The following is a 17,670-nucleotide window of genomic DNA, read 5'->3' as shown; positions in this document are numbered from 1 at the left end:
TTCTCCGCCGGTAGCGCCGTCCCAGCGGTAGCGCCGCCCACATCGAGGCACTACTCGCCGCACCGAAGGGGTTTTGGCCGCACGTTTGAAATCGGGGACCATGACTACCCCGTGGGAGGACTGGGACCACGTGCTGAAGGTGGACCCGGACAAGTCGCTCGTCGACGGCGAGACGTTCGACGACGTCTGCGAGACGGGCACCGACGCCATCGAGGTCGGCGGCACGCTGGACGTGACGACCGAGAAGATGCAGCGGGTCATCGACGCCTGCCGAAAACACGACGTTCCGCTCTACCAGGAGCCGTCGAACCCGGCCGTCGTCGTCGACGACGACGCGCTGGACGGCTACCTCGTGCCGGTCGTGCTGAACGCCGGCGACCCCTTCTGGATTACGGGCGCCCACAAGGAGTGGGTTCGCATCGCGGACCTGGACTGGGAGCGCACCACGACGGAGGCGTACATCGTGTTGAACCCGGAGGCGAGCGTCGCGGAGTACACGGAGGCCGACTGCGACCTCGGCGCCGACGACGTGGCCGCGTACGCGGCGGTCGCCGACCGGCTGTTCGGCCAGGAGATCGTCTACGTCGAGTACTCTGGGATGCTCGGCGAGCCGGACGTGGTCGCGGCGGCCGCCGACGCGCTCGACGACGCGACGCTGTTCTACGGCGGTGGCATCGGCGACTACGACGCGGCCTACCAGATGGGCGAGCACGCCGACACGATCGTCGTCGGAGACCTGCTCCACGAGGAGGGCGTCGACGCCGTCCGCCGGACCGTCGAGGGCGTCCAGGACGCCCACGCGGACCGATAGGTGGATCGCTCAGTCCTCGCGTATCGACGGGTCTAGGTAGCCGTACAGCAGGTCCTGTAGGAAGTTGCCGCCGATGCCGATGAACACCAGCACGAGCGTGGAGCCGATGATGAGCGGGAGGTCCTGGTTCTTGATGGCGAACAGGCTGATGGCGCCCAGCCCTGGGATGTTGAAGACGGCCTCGATGATGTAGACGTTGAGCATCAACACGCCGAGCACCTCCACGAACGACAGCGTGAGAATCGGGATGGCGGCGTTCCGGACGACGTGTCGCGCGACCCGGAGCCGCCCCGCGCCCTTCGCGCGCAGCAGTTTCACGAACTCAGCCCGCTCGTACTCGAGGGACTCCGCCCGCGAGTGCTGGAGGAGGCCGGCGGCGAGCCCGATGGAGAGCACGAGCGTCGGCCAGGCGTACCGGAGCGGGTGGTCGAACGACCAGACGAGCGGGATGCGCACCGACGCCCCGAACGCGTGGAGGGTCGGCTCGAGCCACGGCATCGTCCAGCGGTACTTCGTGTCGAGGAAGTGGACGACCCAGAACGCCGGCAGCCCCATCAGCAGATACGCGCCCAGCCGGGCCGCCCTGTCGAAACCGGTGTTCCGCCGCAACCCGCTCGCCACGCCCACCAGCGACCCCACCAGGAAGGCACCCAGGACGCCAGGGACGACGTACGCCAGGGTGTACTGGAGTCGCTGGGCGAGCACGTCCGTGACCGGCCGCTGGAGCTCGTAGGACTCCCCCCAGTCGAGGGTGGCGATGCCGGTCATCCGGTCGACGTAGCGGTCGAGCGCGCCGGTCTTCCCGCCGCGCTGCTCCCAGAACTCCTCGCGGAGATGCTGTATCTGTGCGTCGGTCGCGCCGCTCCGTTGCGCGCTCGCTATCTCGGCGCCGAGTTGCACGTTCGGCATGGAGACGACGACGCCGAACGTGATGGAGACGACGAGGAACGCGGCGAACACCGCGAAGAGGCCGCGGCCCGCGACGCGCTCGACCCGCGGAACTAATTCCCCAGGGTCGTCACTCGGTGCCAATCCGTGGGTCGAGATAGCCGTACAGGAGGTCCTGGACGTAACTCGCCAGCACGCCGCCGACTGCCAGGACGAGCGACGTCCCGATTATGAGCGACATCTCCCGCTGCCGGACGCCGATCATGTTGAGCGCGGCGACGCCCTCGATGCCGAACACCGTCTCGATGATGTAGATGTTCAGCAGGACGACCACGAGCAGTTCGGACAGCGACGCCGACACGATGGGCACCGCCGCGTTCCGCAGCACGTGACGGGCGATCTTCAGCCGCCCCGCGCCCTTCGCTCGCAGCAGTTTCACCGACTCCTGGCCGGCGCGGTCGAGGTACGATGTCCGCACGTACCGCACCTGCCAGCCGAGCAGCGCCACGGCGAACACCGCGGCGGGAACCAGGAACCGGAGCGGCTCCGACGGCGGCCAGAGCCCGTGGTTGGGGAGGGCGACCCGCCCCAGGCTGTCGAAGGGCGTGTGCTTCCAGGTGAGCAGACGAACCCACTCGAAGCTAGAGGCGAACGGCTCCAGCAGCACGTACGCCGTCATGAACGCGGGCACGCCGACGGCGCCGTAGCCGACCACGCGGACGGCCCAGTCGGGGACGCTCCCGGAGAGCGACCCCGAAAGACCGCCGAACAGCGTCCCGAGGACCAGTGCGAACGCGAGCGCGGGTATCGTGTAGAGGGCGGTGCGCTGGATGGCTGGCCACAGCACCGCGGCGGTCTGGGCGTTCATCGAGTGCGCCCGCCCGAAGTTCAGCGTGCTGACGTCGACGAGCCAGTCGGCGTACCGGACGTGCAGCGGGTCGTCGAGGCCGCGGGCTTCCTTGTACGCCTGGACGCGTTCTTCGATGACGTCCGACGAGACGCCGGCGCGTTGCATGCTTCCCTTCATCGCGCCGATCTGCGTGTCCGGCGTGAGCGCGACGACGGCGAACGTCGCCGTCACGACGAGGTAGATCGTGAACAGTGCGAACAGCGTCCTCCGGCCGACGTACGACGCGAAACTCATGGAGGACCACCGCTACCGTGGGCGGGCAGTGTGGAGGGCATTAGCACGCGAGTAGTGAAAGTGAACGAGAATAAACGTTAGGGAGCGAGGGTCGCTACGCTCGAATCCGTGGGTTCAGGTAACCGTACAGCAGGTCCTGGACGTAACTCGCCAGAATACCACCCACTGCGAGCACCAGCGACGTCCCGATTATGAGCGCCATATCACGGGTGCGTACGGCAATCATGTTGTACGCCGCGACGCCCTGGATGCCGAACACCGTCTCGATGACGTAGATGTTCACCAGGACGACCACGAGCAGTTCGGACAGCGACGCCGACACGATGGGCACCGCCGCGTTCCGCAGCACGTGGCGTGCGACCCGCAACCAGCCGGCACCTTTCGCGCGGTGGAGTTTTACGAACTCCTCGCTGGCCTGTTCGAGGTAGGCGACTCGGCCGTACCGGAGCTGCCACCCCACCAGCGCCACGGCAAACACACCCGCGGGAACCAGGAACCGGAGCGGCTTCGAGGGCGGCCACAGTCCACGGTTGGGGTTCATCGGTTCCCCCTGTATCGTGAACGCCGTCGTGTTCTCCCAGGTGAGGAGCCGTAGCCACTCGACGTCACCGACGAACGGCTCCAGGAACACGAACGCACCCATGAACGCGGGGATGCCGACAGTGGCGTACCCGAGGAGACGGACGGTTCCGTCCGGGATACCACGGCGCGCCCCGGAGAGCGCGCCGAGCGCAGTGCCGAGCAGAACGGCGAACGCGAACGACGGTATCGTGTACAGCGCCGTGCGCTGTATCGCCGGTATCAGTAGATTCGAGATGGGTTTGTCGTACTCGAAGGAGTACCCCCAGTCGAGTGTAGAGAGGCCGACGAGCCAGTCGACGTAGCGGTCCGAGAGCGAGCGGTCGAGGTTGCGCTCCTCCAGGTACGACTGCTTGAGTTCCTGGCGTTCCTCGGCCGAGATCCGGTCGTAGTACACTGCGGTCCCGATCTCGCCGCCGAGGTCGGTGTTCGGCGTGAGCGCGACGACGCCGAACGTCGCCGTCACGACGAGGTAGACGGCGAGCAGCGCGAACAGCGTCCGGCGCGCGACGTACGTCGAGAAGCTCACGGTGACCACCTTGCGGTGGTCGTCGCGGAGTTCGGTCTGGAGGGCGGTGCGGCTCGGTGGTGGAGGGCGGGCAGCATCGCTTCGTGTGCGCATCCTCCGCAAAGTTTTATAAAAGTTTGTTTCAAACCGACTGAACGAGCTCACGCATGCCCTCCAAGCAGCACGAGTCCCCGCTGTTCACCAGTATCGACTGGAGTGACCGACAGAGGAGTGCCCTCGACGTCAGACCGCGGACGGTCGGCTTCGTCGCGGCGCTCGCCGGCCTCGCCGCCCTCTTCGTCTACGACTACACGATGGTGTCGGGTGCCATCGTCGACACGTGGATCCTGAACCGGATGGACTGGCTGTTCTTCCTCACGTGCGTCCTGTTCGTCCGGTACGCCGTCGTCCCGTTAGCCGCCAACGCCGACCAGTCCAGCGGCACGGTCCGGGCGTTCCTCCGGCGGCCCGCCGGGGTCGCGAGCGCCGCCTGGATCGCTGCGTTCGGCGTGCTCGGGCTCGTCGGCCCGGAACTCCTCGGAATGCCACGGGTCGACTTCTACGCCGACTACCAGCCGCCCGTGTTCACGAGCATCGGCATCGCCAGCAACGCTGGCGTCGACTGCGTCGGTCGGGTGACCGAGGGCGTCTGCCACGGTTCCTGGCAGTACCCGCTGGGCACCACGAGCGTCGGCGAGGACATGGTGAACGTCATCATGTACGGCGCGCACATCGCGCTGAAACTCTCCATCGCCGCCGCGATGATCATGGTCGTCGTCGCGACCGCGGTCGGCACCACAGCCGGCTACTTCGGCGGCTGGGTCGACGACGTGCTGATGCGGTACGTCGACGTCCAGCAGACCATCCCCGCCATCGTCGTCTACATCATCGTCGCGACGATGTACCTCGGGAAGGGACTGTTCACCCTCGCGCTCATCTTCGGCCTGCTGAACTGGGGCGGCATCGCCCGCCTCGTCCGCAGCGAGACCCTCGAGCGCCGGGAGTCGGGCTACGTCCGGGCCGCCCGGAGCGCCGGCGCGAGCGACCTCCACGTCATCAGGCGACACCTGGTCCCGAACTCGACGGCGACGGTCGTCACCGCGCTCACCCGCCAGATTCCACTGCTCATCCTCGTGCAGGTGCTGCTGGCGTACCTCCAGTTGAACACCGTCCGGCTGCGCTCGCTGGGCGGCATCCTCCGGCGGTCGCTCCCGCCGTTCGGGATGGGGTGGTGGGTCGCCGCCGGCGTCACCGCGTTCCTGGTGCTCACTGTGCTCTCGTTCAACGTCTTCGGGGACGTCGTCCGCGACGTACTCGACCCGCACGAGGGGGTGGCGTAGATGGGGGACCCGCTGCTCTCCGTCCGCGACCTGCACATCCAGTTCGACACCGAGGACGGGACCGTCCGCGCCGTCGACGGCGTGAGCTTCGACGTCGAACCCGGCGAGACGGTCTGTCTCGTCGGCGAGTCGGGTTCGGGCAAGACGGTCGCCTGCGAGTCCATCACGAAGCTCATCCCGACGCCGCCCGGGGAGATCACGGGCGGCGAGGTGGACTTCGACGGCGAGAACCTCGCGGCCCTCTCCTCGAGGGAGCTCGAGGCGTACCGCGGCTGCCGCATCGGCCACGTCTTCCAGAACCCCCAGGGCGCCCTCGACCCAGTCTACACCGTCGGTGACCAGCTGGTCGAGGCCATCCGCCTCCACCGCGACGTGCCGAAGTCCGTCGCCCGCGAGCGCGCCATCGAGCTGCTCGACCGCGTCGGCATCGGCGACGTCGAGGAGCGCATCGACGACTACCCCCACCAGTTCTCCGGCGGGATGAAACAGCGCGTCGTCATCGCGATGGCGCTCGCCTGCGACCCCGACCTCCTCATCGCCGACGAACCGACCACTGCGCTCGACGTCACCATCCAGGCCCAGGTGCTGCGCCTGCTCGACGACCTGCAGGACGAGCGCGGGATGGCGATGGTGTTCGTCACCCACGACCTCGGCGTCGTCGCGGAGATAGCCGACCGCGTCGTCGTGATGTACGCGGGGAAGGTGATGGAGACGGGCGACGTCTACCAGGTGTTCGAGAACCCCTCGCACCCGTACACGAAGGCGCTGCTCAACTGCCTGCCCGGTCGCGGGCGGGCGCTGGAGACCATCGGCGGCACCCTCCCGGACCCGACGGACCCGCCGGAGGGCTGTCGGTTCCACCCGCGCTGTCCTCACGCCGAACCCGCTTGCGAGGAGGGCGACCAGCCTGCCTTCGAGGACGTCGGCGGCGAGCACGACGTCTCCTGCGTGCTGTACGGGTCGGACCACGAGGTGCCGCGGGCCATGGAGGTGGACGATGACTGACGACGCCATCCTCTCTGTGCGGGACCTGGAGAAACACTACCCCGTGCGTTCGGGGATTCTGCGCCGCGTCACCGGCCACGTGAAGGCCGTCGACGGCGTGAGCTTCGAGGTCCGCGAGGGCGAGACGGTCGGCCTCGTCGGTGAGTCGGGCTGCGGGAAGTCGACGACGGCGACCAGCCTGCTCCGCCTCGAGGAGCCGACCGGCGGCGAGGTGTACTTCGAGGGCGAGGACATCACGGAGTACGGCGACGACGATGAGACGGAGTTCCGGCGGCGCGCCCAGATGGTGTTCCAGGACCCAAACTCTGCGTTCGACCCGCGGATGACCGTCGGCGAGTCCGTCGCGGAGCCGCTGGGCATCCACGGCCTCCGCGACGAGGAGCGCCAACAGGAGATCGTCGCCGACCTGCTGGAGCGCGTCGGCCTCTCGGCGAACGACGCCGACCGCTATCCTCACGAGTTCTCCGGCGGACAGAAACAGCGCATCGCGCTCGCCCGGGCGCTCATCCTCAACCCCGACCTGCTGGTCGCTGACGAGCCGGTGAGCGCGCTCGACGTGAGCGTGCAGGCCGAGATTCTCTCGCTGCTCGACGACCTGCAGGCGGAACTCGACCTGTCGATGCTGCTCATCAGCCACGACCTCGGCGTCGTGCGGCAGGTGTGTGACCGCGTCGGCGTGATGTACCTCGGCGAGATGGTCGAGATGGGGCCGACCGAGGAGCTGTTCGAGAACCCCCAGCACCCGTACACGGAGGCGCTGCTGGCGTCGATTCCCGACCCGGACCCCCGCAAGCGCGGGGACGCCGTCGAACTCACCGGCGACGTTCCCGACCCGTCGAACCCGCCCGCTGGCTGCTCGTTCCACCCGCGCTGCCCGCACGTCGTCCCGCCGGCGGCGTACGACTTCCCGGAGGGCTCGTTCCGGCAGGTGCTGGACTTCCGGCTGGCCGCCGAGAACGGTGACGTGGACGCCGAGGCCCTGGACGACGGGACAGACGTCCGGGCCGAGTTCGACCTCCCGCGGGCGCTCCCGGACCCCGACGCGGAGGCAGTGCTCGCGGCGGCTGTCGACGACGCGGTGGCCGGCGACGTGGACGCCGCGGCCGACCGACTCCGCGAAGCGTTCGCGACGGTCTGCGAGCAGCGGGAACCCGAACTACAGGAGACCGGCACCGGCCACCCCGCGGCCTGCCACCTCCACGACGCCGGCGAGAAGGACCCGGCCCCGGGGCTGACCCAGCCACACGACTGAGTCCCCGGGCCGGGGGCGGCTCGCGATTCGTTTCGCTCACAGCTTCCGTTGGTCGACCGAAGAGCGCTACGCTTCCGGGCGTCCGCTCGCGCTGCTCACGGAGACGGCGTTCGCGTTCTCGTGGCCTCACCGCGTTCGGCCACGCTCTCCCCGCTCGCTCGAACCGCGCCCTCCCGTTGGTCGGGCGCGCGGGCCGCCCGCTCCACGCCGGAAATGAAGTCGTTTAAGGCCAGTCCTCGTGAATCGGGAGGCATGGAATCTCGTACGTACACGGCGGACGCCGAACCGGGCGACCACGCGACGGTCGCCGGCTGGGTCCACGAAGTCAGGGACCTCGGCGGCATCGCGTTCCTCATCCTCCGGGACAAGTCCGGGAAGATCCAGGTCAAGTTCGAGAAGGACGAGATGGACGACGACCTCGTCGAGACCGGGCTGAACGTCCACCGCGAGTCCGTCGTCTCGGTCACGGGCGACGTCGAGGAGGAGGACCGCGCGCCGACGGGCGTCGAGGTCGTCCCCGAGAGCATCGAGGTGCTCGCCGAGGCCGACCCCCAGCTCCCGCTAGACCCCTCCGGGAAGGTCGACGCCGACCTCTCGACGCGCCTCGACAACCGCACGCTCGACGTGCGGACCGACGAGACGAAGGCCGTCTTCGACATCCGCGCCGAAGTGCTGCGCGCGGTCCGTGAGTACTTCCGGTCGGTCGGCTCCACGGAGATCAACACGCCGAAGATCGTCGCCACCGGGACGGAGGGCGGCACCGAACTCTTCCCCATCACGTACTTCGGCCGCGAGGCGTTCATGAACCAGAGCCCGCAGCTGTTCAAGCAGCTGATGGTCGGCTCCGGCCTCGAGCGCGTCTTCGAAATCGGCCCGATCTTCCGCGCCGAGGAGCACAACACGCCCCGCCACCTCAACGAGGCCACGATGATCGACTTCGAGTCCGCGTTCATCGACCACGAGGAGGCGATGGACGTCTGCGAGGGCACGCTCCGCGCGGCCTACGAGGCCGTCGAGGAGAACTGCCAGGACCAGCTCGAGATTCTAGGCCTCGCCGAGGAGTTCGAGGCGCCCACCGACGACTTCCCGCGGCTCACCTACGAGGAGGCCATCGAGCGCATCAATGCGACGGGTGAACTCGACGAGCAGCTGGTCTGGGGCGACGACCTCCCTACCGAGGGCGAGAAGGCGCTCGGCGACGACGTCGGCGGCCACTACTTCGTCACCGATTGGCCCGCGGAGATCAAGCCGTTCTACATCCAGAACTACGACGACGACCCCGACCTCTCGAAAGGGTTCGACCTGATGCACCCGCGCATGGAACTCGTCTCCGGCGGGCAGCGCGAACACCGCTACCCCGAACTCGTCGCCGGCTTCGAGCAGCAGGGCCTCGACCCCGACCAGTTCGACTACTACACGAAGATGTTCAAGTACGGGATGCCGCCCCACGCCGGCTGGGCGTACGGCGTCGAACGCCTCGTGATGACGATGCTCGACCTCGACAACATCCGGGAAGCCGTCCTCTTCCCGCGTGACCGCCAGCGTCTGAGCCCCTAGGCGACTTCTCTGGGAGCGAGGAGACTGCTTTACTATTGCAGAACTACCGTAGCTGATCCGCTCCCCGGAGCCGCGTCCGTTGGGCCTACCAGTGGACCGAGAGCTTCGGTTCGATGCCGCAGTCCGCGGCGACGTCCCGGTACCCCTGGATTATCTCCGCAGTCACGTCGAGTGCGTCGTCGGGATGGACCCGCGGCACGTCGACACCGAGCACGTCGCCCATGGCGTCCCGGGCGGTGTCCGTGAAGACTATCGTGCCGTCACTCTCGATGCGTTGCACGCCGTCGTAGCGGAGGCTCTCCCGGTTCAACGCTTCCGCTTCCTGCAGCGAAATCCCGTCCGGGAGGACGACGGTTGCGCCGTCGCGGTCCAGGCGGACCGGGTAGCCGCCTTCCATCCCGTTCGGGCCGGGAGCGTGCGTCAGGGTCCCTGCGTCCGAGAGCACCGCGCGGACGATTCTCGCCGAGTGGGTTCCCGTCATGATGCTGATTTCGCGGGCGGACGGCTCGCTCGGGAACGGGAGGTTCCGGGACTGGAACTCCGCGTCGAGGTCGATCTCCTCGGTGACGTCTTTCCCGTCGACGAGCACCTTCACGTAGAACGGTACGTCGCCGGTGTGCCCGTAGAACAGCATCGGGTGAATGATCGAGTGGCCGGCGACGACGTACGCCGAGACCGCCGGCATCGGCACGTCGTAGATCTCGCTCGCGACGCGCTCGATCGGCGGGACGAGGTGGCCGACGTTCCCGGAGCCGACGAGGGGTTCGTAGCCGGCTCCCGCCAGCGCGGGGTTGACGACGTCGGGCATGGAGACGTTCACAACGGCCGGTTCCCGAACGTCGGCTTTCTCGGTCGCTCGCAGCAGGTTGTAGGCGAGGGGAATCTGTCCGGGGACGATGCAGGCGTAGCCCGGGCCGGTCGACGTGAACCCGATGAGTTTCTCGCGCTGCTCGTCGGGGAGTTCCTCGAACGGCGAGTAGCGGAGCAGCGTCGCGGCCGTCAGGACGACGTCCGGCTCGACGTCCTCCAGCAGCGCGGCGGTCGCGTCGACGTCCAGGAGGTCCAGCGTCTCGAACTCCACGTTCGGGTTCCGACCGCGCTGGAGCGCCTGGTACCGGGCCGTGTTCGTCCTCGTCTGACCGACGCCGGCGAGGACGTCCGTCGCGACGACCTCGTCGACGACCGGGTCGCCACAGAGAATCTGCAGCGCCTCGTACCCCACGCCCCCCAGGCCCGCGAGCAACACCGTCCGGTCTCGGGTCATACAGACAGTTGTCGAGTGTCCAGTGTAAGTCTACCTGACAGCTACTCGGCGAGTCCGACCGAGTCACGCGGGCAAGCCGTGGACCTTGTCGACGGGAGCGCTCGACCGTCGAACCACCACCTCGCCACTACGCTTTTTCGCCGGAGTCCCCACGAACTAGGTATGCCGGAGTTCGACCTCATCGTGCTCGGCGGTGGGACGGGGAACGTCGTCGCGAGCGCGGCCGTCGAGGAGGGCCTCGACGTGGCTATCGTCGAACGCGACAAACTCGGCGGGACCTGTCTGAACCGGGGCTGCAACCCCTCGAAGCGGCTCATCCACCACGCGGACATCGTCGAGACGGTGCGGCGGGCCGACGAGTTCGGCGTGGACGCGACGCTGAACGACATCGCGTTCGCTGACATCGTGCAGAACGTCACCGAGACGGTCACCGAGGAGGCCGAGGCGAAAGCCGAACAGGCCCGCGAGCACGACCGGCTGACGTTCTACCAGACGGAGGGCCGGTTCGTCGACGAGCACGCCGTCGAAGTCGACACCGGGGACGGCACCGAACGGCTGACGAGCGACCGCATCGTGCTCGCTGGCGGTTCACGACCCCGAGTTCCGGACAGCATCGACGGCACCGACAAGGTTGACTTCCTCACGAGCGACGAGGCGCTCCGCCTCGAGGAGCGCCCGGACCGACTCGTCGTGGTCGGCGGCGGCTACATCGCCGTCGAACTGGCGCACTTCTTCGGCCAGATGGGGACCGACGTCACCGTCGTCGGGCACGGCGACCTGCTCGTCCACCACGAGGACCGGGACGCCGCCGAGCGCCTCACCGACGCCTACCGGGATCGCCACGACCTCCGCCTCGGCTACAGTGCGTCCGAACTCGCTGCGGACTCCGGCGAGGTGGTCGTCAGTGCGGAGTCCGAGGACGGCGAGGAGATCTCCGTGCGCGGCGACGAGGTGCTCGTCGCCACAGGCCGGCAGCCCAACTCCGACACGTGGGACGTGGACGCCGCGGGCATCGAGACGGACGAGAAGGGGTTCGTGGAAACCGACGACTACCTCGAGACGTCCGTCGACGGGGTCTGGGCCATCGGCGACGTCGCGGGCAACTACATGTTCAAACACTCCGGCGACAAGGAGGGCGAGTACGTCGTCGAGAACGCCATCCGCGGGAACCACGAGCCCGTGGAGTACCCCGGAATGGCCCACGCCATCTTCGGCTCCCCGCAGCTGGCGAGCCTGGGAAAGCCGGAATCGAAACTCGACGAGGGGGTAGCGTACACCGTCGGTACCCGTGAGTACGACGACGTCCCGCTGGGGTCCGCGATGCAGGCCGACCACGGCTTCGCGAAGGTCCTCGTCGGCCAGGACGACGAGGTGCTGGGCGTCCACGTCGTAGGCCCGGATGCCTCGACGCTCATCCACGAGGTGAGCACGGCCGTTGCGGCGGGCGCGGACGCCCGTGGAATCGCCGAGACCATCCACGTCCACCCGGCGCTCTCGGAGGTCGTCCAGGGGGCGTTCCGGGACGCCTGCGACGTGGCGCCGACCGGAATCTGACGCGGTAGCGACCAGCTAGCTACAGGGCGACTAGCGGCTTTTCAGTGGGCGCGACGTAGCGCCGATATGGAGCACGACGACCCAGTCATCGAGGAGGCGGCCAACCGGGGCGACAAGCTGCTCGCCGGGAAGCTCGTCAAGCTCGTCGAGAAACACCACGGCACGGGGCAGGGGGTTCCCCGCTCGGTCGTGGAGGACTACGTCGACGAACTGGACGCGGAGGGCTCCGTGGACGCCGCGGAGATGCGCAGGGAACTCGAGGACCACCTCGCGGACGACCGCGAGGGGGCGGAACAGGCGGCGCTGTACGAGGTCGGCGACGGGCGGGTGAGCGGCTACCCGCCGGAGTGGCACGAGAGACTCGCCCCCGGGGACTCTCTGGCGAAGTACGTTCAGGTGATCAACGAGACGGAGCACCCGCCGAACAGCGCGGCGTCCTCGGGCGTCTCGAAGGACGACCTGCTGGAGGCGGCGGCCGTCCTCAGCGACCGGAGCCGCGAGGACGCCAGGCAGGAACTGAAGGACCTGCGGGCGGACGGGACGCTGGTCGCTGACGCCGACCAGCACCCGCGAGCGGGCGTGACGCTCGCCGACGAGACGGAGTTCGAGAAGGACGACTGGGACAAGCCGGACCCCGACGACCGACCGAGCGAATAGTACAACCCTTAATTCACCCCGCTCCCGAGTGGGAGACGATGAGCGACGACGGTGTTGCGTTCGTGCCGGGTCACGTCACGGGGCTGTTCAGCGTCCACCGGGCCGAGGACCCGCTGCGGGCGGGGTCGCGTGGCGCCGGCCTGACGCTGTCGGACGGCGTGAGGACGCGGGTCGAACCGGCCGACGAGACGACGGTCCGGCTGAACGGCCGGGAACTCGACGTGGAGAGCGTCACGCGAGTGCTGGACGCGCTGGACGCGTCAGCAGCGGTGTCCGCGGAGACCGACCTCCCGCTGGGCGCCGGCTTCGGCGTCTCCGGCGCGATGGCGCTCGGGACAGCGCTCGCCGCGAACCACGCCTTCGGACGGGGACGCTCGGAGAACGACCTGGTGGGCGTCGCGCACGCGGCCGAAGTGGAGGCTGGCACGGGACTCGGCGACGTGGTCGCGCAGGCGCGGGGCGGCGTTCCCATCCGCGTCGAACCCGGCGCGCCGGCGTTCGGCGCGCTCGACGGCGTCCCGGCGGCGGGGCGCGTGGAGTACGCCTCCTTCGGCCCGCTCTCCACGAGCGAGGTCATCGGCGACGAGACGGACCGCCTCGACGAGGCGGGCGAGCGGGCGCTCGTCGACGTGCGCGCGGACCCGACGCTCTCGGAGTTCTTCGCAGCGTCCCGGCGGTTCGCCCGCGATGCGGCCCTGCTCGACGGCCAGGTGGCCGAAGCGGTCGACGCGGTCACTGATGCGGGCGGGGAGGCGGCGATGGCGATGCTCGGGCGGACGGTGTTCGCGCTCGGCACGGGGCTCTCGGACGCGGGCTACGACGCCGCGGCCTGCCGCATCCACCCCGCCGGTGCGCGACTGGAGCGGTGAGGACTCGCCCCGAGAGCGGGCGATTTTTGCTGACCGGCCGTGACCTCGGAGTATGACCGAGATTCCGGCGGACCACCCGCGCCACGAATCCCTGGTGACCCGCCACCGCATCGAGGCCGGTGTCGAGGCCGGCATCACGAGCAAGCAGGGCCTCGTCGCGCAGGGCCGCGGGGAGGCCTACGACTACCTGCTCGGCGAACAGACCATCTCCTCCGCGGACGAGGCCGAGCGCGTGGCTGCCGCCCACCTCCTGCTCGCCGACCACCCGGTGCTCTCCGTCAACGGGAACGTCGCGGCGCTCGTCCCGGGAGAGATGGTCGAACTCGCCGAGTCGACCGGGGCGGCACTGGAGGTGAACCTGTTCAACCGAACAGCGGAGCGCATGGACGCCATCGCGGACTACCTCCGCGAACACGGCGCCGAGGACGTGAAGGGGCTGGCGGCCGACGCCCGCATCCCCGGCCTCGAACACGAGCGCGCGAAGGTCGACGCCGACGGCATCTACGAGGCTGACGTCGTGCTCGTCCCCCTGGAGGACGGCGACCGCGCGGAGGCGCTCGCGGCGATGGGGAAGACCGAACTCGTAATCGACCTGAACCCGCTCTCCCGGTCGGCACAGAGCGCCGCGGTCCCCATCGTGGACAACGTGGTTCGCGCGGTGCCGAACATCACGCGACACGCCCGCGAATTGCGTGGGAAATCGCGGGAGGAGCTGGAGGAGATAGTCGCTGCGTTCGACCGCGAGGCGGCGCTGGACGCCGCCGAACGGGCCATCCGAGACGGCGACCTACAGTAGTTCTCGCGCCATCTTCGCCGCCGCGGGCGCGCCGTCGGCGAGCAGGTAGACGATGGGTTCGACACCGAAGCCGCCGGTCTGGTAGAGCACGTCGGCGTCCGGGGCCGTCGCGACGGCGTCGCGTATCGCCGCCGTCGTGGAGTCGCCATCCGGGTCGAACTCGGCCGTGCGGTAGCCCGCGGCCTCCAGTGCGTCGACGATTTCTCCGTCGTACCTGACGTTCAGGCACGCCGTGGCGTCGCTGCCGGCGCCGCGGGCCGCCAGCAGAACCGACGCGACGTGGACACTGACGCCGAACTCGGGGTCGGCGGGAATCTCCGTGCGCCCCATGACGTCCAGAATCCGGCCGGGGACGCCTGCGACGTCCTCGACGCCCGTCGCGTCGGGCGTGCACTCCACGAGGTTCGAGCCGACGGCGGGGATGAGCGTCGTGAAGCCGCCGGTGTGTTCGAGCGTCCGGATGCCCCGGCGGACGGAGGAGAGCACGCGCTCGCGCACCCTGACCTCGCTGTCGGGGTCGTGGACGCGGAGCTCGCCATCGTAGTCCGCGAGCGCGGGCATCGCCGCCTCGTGGAGGTCCGCGAGCACGTCGCCGCGCGTGGAGAGCCGTCGGACGAGGACCTCCGCCTCGACGAGCGCTTGCACTTGCGAGACGTCACCGCTGGCCAGTCCCTCGCCGACGCGCTCGACGGTGTCCTGCACGCGCTCGTCGTCCGCGACGGCGTCGTTGACCGTGACCTCGCCGTGGGCGTACTTCGAGACCGCGGACTGGCTGACGCCGAGGAGTTCGGCCACCTCGTGCTGGGTGAGGCCGCGCTCCCGCAGGTCCGCCGCGAGCAGGGACCGGAACGTCGGCAGGAACTCCTCGACGACGACCTCCTCCACGAACTTCATTGGTCGCCACCGAACTCCCGGTCCCCGCGGATCCGGGAGGCCTGCGGGCCGTCCTGGTCCTGGTACTTCGAGCCGCGCCCGGCGCCGTACGGCCGCTCCGCGGTGCTCGACAGCTCCGTGAACACGAGCTGGCTGATGCGCATGTCCGGCGTGAGCGCCACGGGCACCTTCCCGAGGTTCGAGAGTTCGAGCGTCACCTTCCCCTTGAATCCGGGGTCGATGAAGCCTGCCGTGGCGTGGACGACCACGGCGAGGCGGCCGAGCGACGACCGGCCCTCGACCTGCGCGACGAGGTCCGGCGGCACCTCGACGCGCTCCTTCGTCGTTCCGAGCACGAAGTCGCCGGGGTGGAGGATGAACTCCTCGCCGTCCTCGACGACCGTCTCGTGGACGTAGTCCTCGACCTCCTCCTCGCGGTTCGGGTGGATGCATGGGACGTTCGCGCGCTCGAACTCGAGGAAGCGCCGCCCGAGGCGGACGTCGACGCTCGCGGGCTGGACCTGCAGGTCGACGTCGTCGAGCGGTTCCACGACGAGGCTCCCGTCGGCCAGGCAGGAGAGGATGTCGCGGTCGGAGAGTATCATACCGACTCGTGGGTCCCCGCCCGCCTAAAGGTTTCAGACTCGCGTGCCGATGGGCAGGCCTTAGTCCGGCGCACCCGTCACGACGACCATGAAGCAGGTCATCGCCGCCCGCACCGACATCGGGATGGGGCAGGGGAAGCTCGCCGCCCAGGTCGCCCACGCCTCCCTGAAGGCCTACGAGTACGCCGACGAGAACGTCAAGCGCCGCTGGAAGGCCGAGGGCCAGATGAAGGCCGTGGTGAAGGTGAGCGGCGAGCGGGAACTGTACGCCGTCGCGGAGGAGGCCAAACAGCGCGGCCTCCCGTCAGGAGTTATCGAGGACGCGGGTCGTACGCAGCTCGAACCAGGAACGCCTACCGCGGTCGCCGTCGGCCCCGCGCCGGACGCGGACGTCGACCAGGTCACCGGCGACCTCTCGCTGTTCTGAGTCACTGGATTCCGCGGAAGAACTGCCCGTGGAAGTCGAACGGGAGCACGTGGGGCGTCCACGCTCGCGCCACCTCCTCGAACGAATCGGCGTCGAGCACCAGCAGGAATGACTGCTCGCGCTCGGTGTCGAGAACGACGGAGAGCACGACGCCGTCGCCCTCCTCGCCGCCGGGCCGGGGGACGACGACGGGTTCGCCACAGAACGCGTCGGCCGCCGCCCAGACGCGGGTCTCCCCGGTCCGGCAGTCGACGCGGACGAGGTGGTTCGGCGCCCTGCCGTCGTCCCCGGCCCGGTTCGCGTAGACGTACCGGTAGGGGCGGCCGCGCCGCCGTTCGTCGAATCGTGGGAGCGAGAGACCGCCAGACTCGAGCGTCTCGTGGGTCGTCCGGTCACCGTCGAGGGGCACGCGGTAGCGCCGCAGGTCGCCGTCGAGCTGGGTCACCGACCCCGCGTCGAGGGCCGACAGCGTGAGGTCGGTGAGGACGCTCGCGTCCGGGAACGCGACGAGGTCCACGACCAGGTCGTCGCCGCGCCGGAACGCGTTGACGTGGTGGAACGTGAAGAACGGGGGCGCCGTCGGCGCGGACACCACGTCGCCGGTCTCCCGGGAGAGGACAACGAACCGCGCGGGCCGCTCGGGGTGCCAGTCCAGCGCGTCGAGGAACGTGTCGTGACCGCCCGGCCTGAGCAACCCGAGCACGTCTACGACGAGCGGGCAGGCCACAATAACGACGTGCTCTGGCGTGAGCGCGAAACTGTGGACGTAGACGGCGTCGGAGAGCGAGACGGTACCGACGACCTCCCTGGCAGTCTCACCCGCGGGGAGGCGCGTGACCACGTAATCGGTGTCCCGGCCGAAGCTCACCGTGAGGTTGAACGTCGCACCCGTCTCGGGGTCGACGACCGGATGGGCGCAGGCCATGTGCCCGTCGTGGTCGTCGTCGAACGACCACGACCCCTCGGTTTCGAGCGTTCCGGGGTCGAAGGCGACCCGCTCGGGGACCTCCGTGAGCGCGAGGAAGGCGTCGCCAGCGCGCATCACGTTCACGTTCGCGTTGTCCGTCGACTCCGGGAGGACGGCCGCCTTCAGCCGCGACAGAATGCCGCGGCTCGCGTCCGTCCCGAACTGACCCGCGCCGAGGCCGTCGCCCTCGACGACCGAGCGGTACTCCCTGGTCCGCAGGAAGCGGTTGGTGTAGGTGACGGTGCCGTCACAGACCGCGAACTTCCGGAGGAGCGCGAGGCCATCGAACCAGTGGGCCAACCGCTCGCCGCCCTGCTCGCGACTCTCGGTGGGTTGTGCTCGCTCGTTCGGTGATGCGCTGCGCGGCTCACCCGATTCAAACTTCCCCGGTCCGTTCCGCAGGAGGGTGCCGTCGAGCCAGTTCGGAATCGACCCCTCCACCGGCAGGTCGACGCCCGCGTACTCCGTGTCACAGGACTCGAAGCCGAGGCGGTAGTCCGCCATTCTGGTGGTGTACGGCTGGCGGGCGCATAGCCGTGGCGGCGAACCGCCCGCGTTAAGCCGCCGGCCCCCG

17 protein-coding genes are annotated in these 17,670 nt (G+C 69.1%); 10 read left to right on the top strand and 7 right to left on the bottom strand.

Annotated features, from left to right (window positions below; translation table 11 throughout):
- Nucleotides 1–100: 100 nt before the first annotated feature.
- The gene (locus HALDL1_05460; GenBank protein ID AHG03097.1) at nucleotides 101–811 is read left to right on the top strand and encodes a geranylgeranylglyceryl phosphate synthase; all 711 of its coding nucleotides are present in this window, start codon (nucleotides 101–103) and stop codon (nucleotides 809–811) included.
- 9 nt (nucleotides 812–820) lie between these two features.
- On the opposite strand, the gene HALDL1_05455 is transcribed toward HALDL1_05460, so the two are convergent.
- From HALDL1_05455 to HALDL1_05445, 3 genes are all read right to left on the bottom strand, one after another.
- Nucleotides 821–1,843, bottom strand: a complete 1,023-nt coding sequence (locus tag HALDL1_05455; GenBank protein ID AHG03096.1) for an ABC transporter permease — start codon at nucleotides 1,841–1,843, stop codon at nucleotides 821–823.
- Nucleotides 1,830–2,843, bottom strand: a complete 1,014-nt coding sequence (locus tag HALDL1_05450) for an ABC transporter permease (GenBank protein ID AHG03095.1) — start codon at nucleotides 2,841–2,843, stop codon at nucleotides 1,830–1,832. The genes HALDL1_05455 and HALDL1_05450 overlap by 14 nt, the downstream gene beginning before the upstream one ends.
- A 94-nt stretch (nucleotides 2,844–2,937) precedes the next feature.
- Nucleotides 2,938–4,044, bottom strand: a complete 1,107-nt coding sequence (locus tag HALDL1_05445; GenBank protein AHG03094.1) for an ABC transporter permease — start codon at nucleotides 4,042–4,044, stop codon at nucleotides 2,938–2,940.
- A 521-nt stretch (nucleotides 4,045–4,565) separates the two neighbouring features.
- On the opposite strand from HALDL1_05445, the gene HALDL1_05440 reads away from it, so the two are divergent.
- From HALDL1_05440 to aspC, 4 genes are all read left to right on the top strand, one after another.
- Nucleotides 4,566–5,270 carry a peptide ABC transporter permease gene (locus tag HALDL1_05440; protein ID AHG03093.1) on the top strand — a complete coding sequence of 235 codons (705 nt, stop codon included), beginning with the start codon at nucleotides 4,566–4,568 and terminating at the stop codon, nucleotides 5,268–5,270.
- A complete protein-coding gene (locus tag HALDL1_05435; protein AHG03092.1) occupies nucleotides 5,271–6,275 on the top strand; it encodes a peptide ABC transporter ATP-binding protein in 1,005 nt (334 codons plus the stop codon).
- Nucleotides 6,268–7,527: a peptide ABC transporter ATP-binding protein gene (locus tag HALDL1_05430; protein ID AHG03091.1), complete on the top strand. Its 1,260-nt coding sequence runs from the start codon at nucleotides 6,268–6,270 to the stop codon at nucleotides 7,525–7,527. The genes HALDL1_05435 and HALDL1_05430 overlap by 8 nt, the downstream gene beginning before the upstream one ends.
- Before the next feature lie 252 nt (nucleotides 7,528–7,779).
- On the top strand, nucleotides 7,780–9,084 hold the full coding sequence (aspC, locus tag HALDL1_05425; protein AHG03090.1) for an aspartyl-tRNA synthetase: 1,305 nt from the start codon (nucleotides 7,780–7,782) through the stop codon (nucleotides 9,082–9,084).
- Between the two features lie 85 nt (nucleotides 9,085–9,169).
- Here the strand turns inward: aspC and HALDL1_05420 are convergent, their stop codons facing one another.
- On the bottom strand, nucleotides 9,170–10,348 hold the full coding sequence (locus tag HALDL1_05420) for a hypothetical protein (GenBank protein ID AHG05188.1): 1,179 nt from the start codon (nucleotides 10,346–10,348) through the stop codon (nucleotides 9,170–9,172).
- Nucleotides 10,349–10,510: 162 nt separating this feature from the next.
- Between HALDL1_05420 and HALDL1_05415 the strand changes: the two genes are divergently transcribed.
- The 4 genes from HALDL1_05415 to HALDL1_05400 all read left to right on the top strand — a co-directional run bounded on the left by HALDL1_05415 (nucleotide 10,511) and on the right by HALDL1_05400 (nucleotide 14,224).
- Complete coding sequence (locus HALDL1_05415; protein AHG03089.1) at nucleotides 10,511–11,902, top strand: dihydrolipoamide dehydrogenase; 1,392 nt, start codon at nucleotides 10,511–10,513, stop codon at nucleotides 11,900–11,902.
- Nucleotides 11,903–11,968: 66 nt separating this feature from the next.
- Nucleotides 11,969–12,559: a hypothetical protein gene (locus HALDL1_05410; protein ID AHG05187.1), complete on the top strand. Its 591-nt coding sequence runs from the start codon at nucleotides 11,969–11,971 to the stop codon at nucleotides 12,557–12,559.
- A gap of 38 nt (nucleotides 12,560–12,597) precedes the next feature.
- Nucleotides 12,598–13,428 carry a sugar kinase gene (locus HALDL1_05405; GenBank protein AHG03088.1) on the top strand — a complete coding sequence of 277 codons (831 nt, stop codon included), beginning with the start codon at nucleotides 12,598–12,600 and terminating at the stop codon, nucleotides 13,426–13,428.
- A gap of 52 nt (nucleotides 13,429–13,480) precedes the next feature.
- Nucleotides 13,481–14,224 (top strand): hypothetical protein, encoded by a 744-nt coding sequence (locus HALDL1_05400; GenBank protein ID AHG03087.1) that lies wholly within the window; start codon nucleotides 13,481–13,483, stop codon nucleotides 14,222–14,224.
- Here HALDL1_05400 and HALDL1_05395 read toward each other — a convergent pair.
- Nucleotides 14,216–15,118 (bottom strand): thiamine-phosphate synthase, encoded by a 903-nt coding sequence (locus HALDL1_05395; GenBank protein ID AHG03086.1) that lies wholly within the window; start codon nucleotides 15,116–15,118, stop codon nucleotides 14,216–14,218. The genes HALDL1_05400 and HALDL1_05395 overlap by 9 nt on opposite strands.
- Nucleotides 15,115–15,702: a deoxycytidine triphosphate deaminase gene (locus HALDL1_05390; GenBank protein ID AHG03085.1), complete on the bottom strand. Its 588-nt coding sequence runs from the start codon at nucleotides 15,700–15,702 to the stop codon at nucleotides 15,115–15,117. Before HALDL1_05390 ends, HALDL1_05395 begins: the two co-directional genes overlap by 4 nt.
- Before the next feature lie 88 nt (nucleotides 15,703–15,790).
- On the opposite strand from HALDL1_05390, the gene HALDL1_05385 reads away from it, so the two are divergent.
- A complete protein-coding gene (locus tag HALDL1_05385; GenBank protein ID AHG03084.1) occupies nucleotides 15,791–16,129 on the top strand; it encodes a peptidyl-tRNA hydrolase in 339 nt (112 codons plus the stop codon).
- A 1-nt stretch (nucleotide 16,130) separates the two neighbouring features.
- Here the strand turns inward: HALDL1_05385 and HALDL1_05380 are convergent, their stop codons facing one another.
- Nucleotides 16,131–17,600, bottom strand: a complete 1,470-nt coding sequence (locus tag HALDL1_05380) for a 15,15' beta carotene dioxygenase (protein ID AHG03083.1) — start codon at nucleotides 17,598–17,600, stop codon at nucleotides 16,131–16,133.
- Between the last annotated feature and the right edge of the window lie 70 nt (nucleotides 17,601–17,670).

The sequence above is a fragment of the Halobacterium sp. DL1 genome (assembly GCA_000230955.3).
Classification (GTDB): domain Archaea; phylum Halobacteriota; class Halobacteria; order Halobacteriales; family Halobacteriaceae; genus Halobacterium.
The sequence above is the reverse complement of the archived record's forward strand: the minus strand, read 5'-3'. Positions and strand labels throughout refer to the sequence as shown.